The organism is Actinotalea sp. (genome assembly GCF_041597215.1).
GTDB lineage: Bacteria > Actinomycetota > Actinomycetes > Actinomycetales > Cellulomonadaceae > Actinotalea.
On the sequence record NZ_JBFHHB010000253.1, the window covers coordinates 1 to 4,398 of the forward strand.

The 4,398-nt window shown below is 72.6% G+C and carries 3 protein-coding genes; 1 reads left to right on the forward strand and 2 read right to left on the reverse strand.

Going from position 1 to position 4,398, the window contains the following annotated elements; all coding sequences use genetic code 11:
• The first annotated feature begins 262 nt into the window (after positions 1 to 262).
• The gene (locus ABWK99_RS13945) at positions 263 to 1,666 is read left to right on the forward strand and encodes an MFS transporter (protein ID WP_372595307.1); all 1,404 of its coding nucleotides are present in this window, start codon (positions 263 to 265) and stop codon (positions 1,664 to 1,666) included.
• Here ABWK99_RS13945 and ABWK99_RS13950 read toward each other — a convergent pair.
• Both ABWK99_RS13950 and ABWK99_RS13955 read right to left on the reverse strand, forming a co-directional pair.
• Positions 1,663 to 3,219, reverse strand: a complete 1,557-nt coding sequence (locus tag ABWK99_RS13950; protein WP_372595305.1) for a diguanylate cyclase — start codon at positions 3,217 to 3,219, stop codon at positions 1,663 to 1,665. The two genes, ABWK99_RS13945 and ABWK99_RS13950, sit on opposite strands and share 4 nt — an antisense overlap.
• Positions 3,220 to 3,396: 177 nt before the next feature.
• Positions 3,397 to 4,047, reverse strand: a complete 651-nt coding sequence (locus ABWK99_RS13955) for a TetR/AcrR family transcriptional regulator (protein ID WP_372595306.1) — start codon at positions 4,045 to 4,047, stop codon at positions 3,397 to 3,399.
• Positions 4,048 to 4,398: the final 351 nt, after the last annotated feature.

Genomic DNA, 4,398 nt, shown 5'->3' on the forward strand with positions numbered 1-4,398 from the left:
CCCGCCGGGAATAATCGGCCGCGCGCCGCCGCTACCCCGACGAACCCACTGGCCCACCCGCCGGCCGGCCAGCCCGCCCGCCGGCCCACCAGCCGGCCCACCAGCCAGCCGGCCAGCCCACCAGGCGCCAGCTCGACACCTCGAGGAGCCAGCCCGCGTGTCCGCCACCAGCCCCCGGGAGTCGGCGAGCGACCCCGGCGGCGGCCGGAGCACCACCGCCGTCGGCTTCCGCTCCTCACGCGGCCCGATCCTCGTCGCGCTCATGGTCACCACGGGCCTCATCGCGATCGACGCGACCATCCTCGCCACCGCCGTCCCGACGATCGTCGAGGACCTCGGCGGGTTCAGCTCGTTCCCGTGGCTCTTCTCCATCTACCTGCTCACCCAGGCCGTGAGCCTCCCGATCTACTCCAAGCTCGCCGACACGATCGGCCGCAAGCCCGTCATCATGATCGGGATCGGGCTCTTCGTCGGGGGCTCCGTGCTGTGCGGGCTGGCGTGGTCGATGCCGGCCCTCATCGCCTTCCGCGCGGTCCAGGGCCTGGGCGCCGGCGCGGTGCAGCCGATGGCCATCACCATCGCCGGGGACATCTACTCCGTCGCCGAGCGCGCCACCGTCCAGGGCTACATCGCGAGCGTCTGGGGCGCCTCGGCCGTCGTCGGTCCGACCCTCGGCGGACTGTTCGCGCAGTACCTGACCTGGCAGTGGATCTTCTTCGTCAACGTCCCCCTCGGCGCCGTCGCCGCCTGGCTCCTCGCGCGCAGCTTCCACGAGTCCGTCGCCCGCACCAGCCACCGCATCGACTGGGCGGGCGGGAGTCTCCTCACCGTCGGCATGAGCCTGCTGATCCTCGCCCTCCTCGAGGGCGGCAACGCCTGGGCGTGGGCCTCACCACCCAGCATCGGCGCGTTCGCCCTCGCCGTCGCGCTGCTCACCGGGTTCATCGCGGTCGAACGCCGCGCAGCGGAGCCGGTGCTCCCGCTGTGGGTGCTGCGCCGCCGCCTGCTCGGCACCACGGCCTTGATCGGCGTAGCCGTCGGAGCCGTGCTGATGGGCGTGACCACCTACGTCCCGACCTTCCTCGAGGCCCTCGTGGGCGCGTCACCCCTGGTCAGCGGCCTGACACTGGCGAGCCTCACTCTCGGCTGGCCGATCGCCGCCGCGCAGGCCGGCCGCGTCTACCTGCGCGTCGGCTTCCGCACGACGGTGATCCTCGGCTCGCTCGTCGTCGTGGCGGCCGCCGCGGCGCTCACGCTCACCAGCCGGCAACCCTCGATCCTCGCGACCGGGCTGAGCCTGTTCATGATGGGCGCGGGCCTCGGCTTCGTCGCAGCCCCCAGCCTCATCGCCGCGCAGTCCAGCGTCGACTGGGGCGAGCGCGGCGTCGTCACCGGGGCCAACCTCTTCGCCCGCTCGATCGGTTCCGCGGTCGGGGTCGCCGTCCTCGGCGCCCTGGTCAACGGACTCATGCGCGGGCAGACGGCGATGCAGGCCCCCGCCGACTTCAACGGCGCGGTGACCGCCGCGTTCCTGGCGATCACGGGCGTCGCCGTCCTGGGCGCCGTCGTCGCGTTCGCCATGCCCCGCACCCCGGAGCTCAGCCACCCGCTGGTCGCGGGGCCCGAGAACGCGAGGCCCACGGGCGCGGTGCCCACGACGGACTAACCGGCCTCCACCACCCGGTTCCGGCCGACACGCTTCGCCACGAGCAGCGCGCGGTCCGCCGAGACGAGCAGGTCCCGGTCGTCACCCCGGGCCACCCCGATCGACACCGTCACCGTGAGCCCCGGGGCGAGCTCCTCCCAGGGGTGGGCGAGCACACCTGACCGGATCCGTGCCGCCACCGTGCGCGCCTGGTCCAGGCTCCCGTGCAGCAGGACGAGGAACTCGTCGCCCCCGTACCGGAGCAGGTGATCGCCCATCCGCGACTCGGCGCGCAGGATCCCCGCGATGGCCTGGAGCACCCTGTCCCCGACCGCGTGGGAGAACCGGTCGTTCACCGCCTTGAACTCGTCCACGTCCACGAAGATCACCCCGTCGGGCCGCTCCTCGCCGTCGAGCAGCTCGCTCAGCATCCGACGGTTGCCGAGTCCCGTGAGCGGGTCCTCGAGCATGACGCGCCCGTAGTGGTCCGCCTGGTGCCTCAGGTGCCGGATCGACTCCCGGTCCCGCATCGCCGCGAAACGCGCCTCCCGCTCGGCCCACACCGAGCTCAGGGCGTCCCGCGCGACGGCGCGCCACATCAGTCCGGCCTCGGAGGGTCCGTGCTGCTCCATGTCGACGTCGGCGAGCGCCGCCCGCCCCATCGCGGCCCAGATCGACCGCCCGCACTGATCCGCCTCCCGCACCACGGAACGCAACCTCTCGCGCGCACTCTCGAAGAGCCCCTGCTCGGCCTCCGCCGTCGCGAGGACGAGCTGCACGACCTGCGTCTCGAACAGCTCGGGCCGCGCGAGGAAGCGCTCTGCCGCGGCCAGCGCCCGGTGCGCGGCGAGATCGACCTCGCCCAGCCGCAGCAGGCCGTACGCCTCGATCGCCTCGCCGCGCGCCAGCATCGACCAGTCCGCCGACAGCCTCGCGAAGGTCTGCATCCGCAACGCGCGCTCGGCGGTGATCCGGAACTGGATCGCGGCCTCGTCGTTGCGCCCGAGCAGTCTCAGCACGGTCGCCCAGTGCGCCGAGAGCAACGCCTTCTCCTGCGCGACGTAGACCTCGTACATCGGCACGCCCTGGGGCCGGATCGCACCGAAGACCTCGTCACTCGCCTCGACGAGGTTCGCCGAGCGCAGGGCCATTGCGAGCGCCATGCTCGCCGAGAGGTGCCCGTAGCTGTCCGGGTCCAGGGCGCCAAGCATGCGGTAGGCCTCGGCGAGGGGTGTCACCGCCGCCGAGGGCCGGTCGAGCCGGATGGTGGCGTGACCGATCACCGACAGCGCCTTGCACCGCCAGACCGGTTCCGCGGCGTCACCGAGGGTGTCGAGCAGGGCAGTGGCCGCGGTGAGCACCTCGTCGTACCGGCCCAGGTCCAGGTGGGCGAGGCTCTCGACGTACAGCAGGTACCGAAGCGTGACGACGTCGTCGATCGCCCGGCACAGCACGGACCACGCGCGGCACTCGACGACGGAACGCTCGGAGAAGCCGTCGGCGTAGGAGCCGTGGGCGATGTCCGAGAGCGGGTCGAGCAGGCCGAACTCGGCCGGGACAAGGTCCTGGTTCACGACGGACCTCGCCCTGCCCCGGGCACCGCGGATCCACGTGCCCGGTCCACCGGCAGCCGGTCCGCGCGCGCTCCACCGCCGACGGAGAGCACGCCGGCGTCGTCGACAGCTGACGTCACCCCTCGCACATCGGCCGGCCCGACCGGTTGTTGAGACGAGGTGTCCACGGAGCTCGCGCTACGGGCGTGCTGCGGCCGGGCCGGGACCTGCGGGGAGAACGCCCGCTGCCCGGCCCTCGGCGCTCAGCCACGGCTCGAGGCACACCCGCACCAGGCCCCACTGACGGCTGGGCTCCGCGACGCCCGAGCGCAGCACGTGCTCGACCTGCTGACCCATCGCCACGACGAGCAGCAGGTCCGTCAGCTCCGCCAGCGGAGCGTGCGGCACCAGCACACCGTCCGCCACGGCCTCGTCGAGGTGCCCCCGCATGCGCTCCAGCCACTGGCTCTCGACGACCTCCTCGAAGAGCGCGAGGTCGGGGTTGGTCGGCACGCGACCCCAGAAACTGACGACGACGAGCGCCTCCTCATGGGTCACGTCCCCCATGGGGAGGATCTCGCCGAGCATCACCGCGAGCGCCTGCAGGCCGCGGAGACCGCGGCATCGTTCGTCGATGCGCTCGTTGGTGTTCTCGTAGACGAGCCGGAACGCCCCGGAGAGCACCTCGTCGAACCCCGCGAAGTAGTGCCAGAGCGCACCGGTGGACATCCCCACCTCGGCGGCGAGAGCACGGGAGGTCGCCTGCTCGATCCCGTCCCGAGCGGCCAGCCGCAGGTAGGCGGCGACGATCTCCCGACGACGGGCATCGCGATCCACGATCTTCGGCACCGGACCATCTTGGACCACCACGCGGCTCGAGGCCGCTGCCGCTCACGAGTGACGGGACGGGGCGGGGCGGGTAACGGCGCTGGTGCCGCTACCGACGCGGGTACGGGCACAGGCACGGGACCCGACGCGGGCACGGACACGGGCCGCCCGTGCGAGCCCGGGAAGGTGCGCGTCCGTACGGGAGAACGCCCGGTACGACCCGCGAGTCGGTCTCCCGGCGCGGACCGAACAATTGATCCGCTCGAAACAGGGACGAAACCCACGTTGAGCGCGCGCTCAATAACCTTCCGGACATCGGGACCAAGGTCCTAGTCGGACCCGATGACGACGACGGCGTCACTCTGCACCCAG

Coding starts and splice junctions, on each gene's coding strand:
- ABWK99_RS13945 (WP_372595307.1), top strand. CDS start 263: ATGGTCACCACGGGCCTCATCGCGATCGACGCGACCATCCTCGCCACC.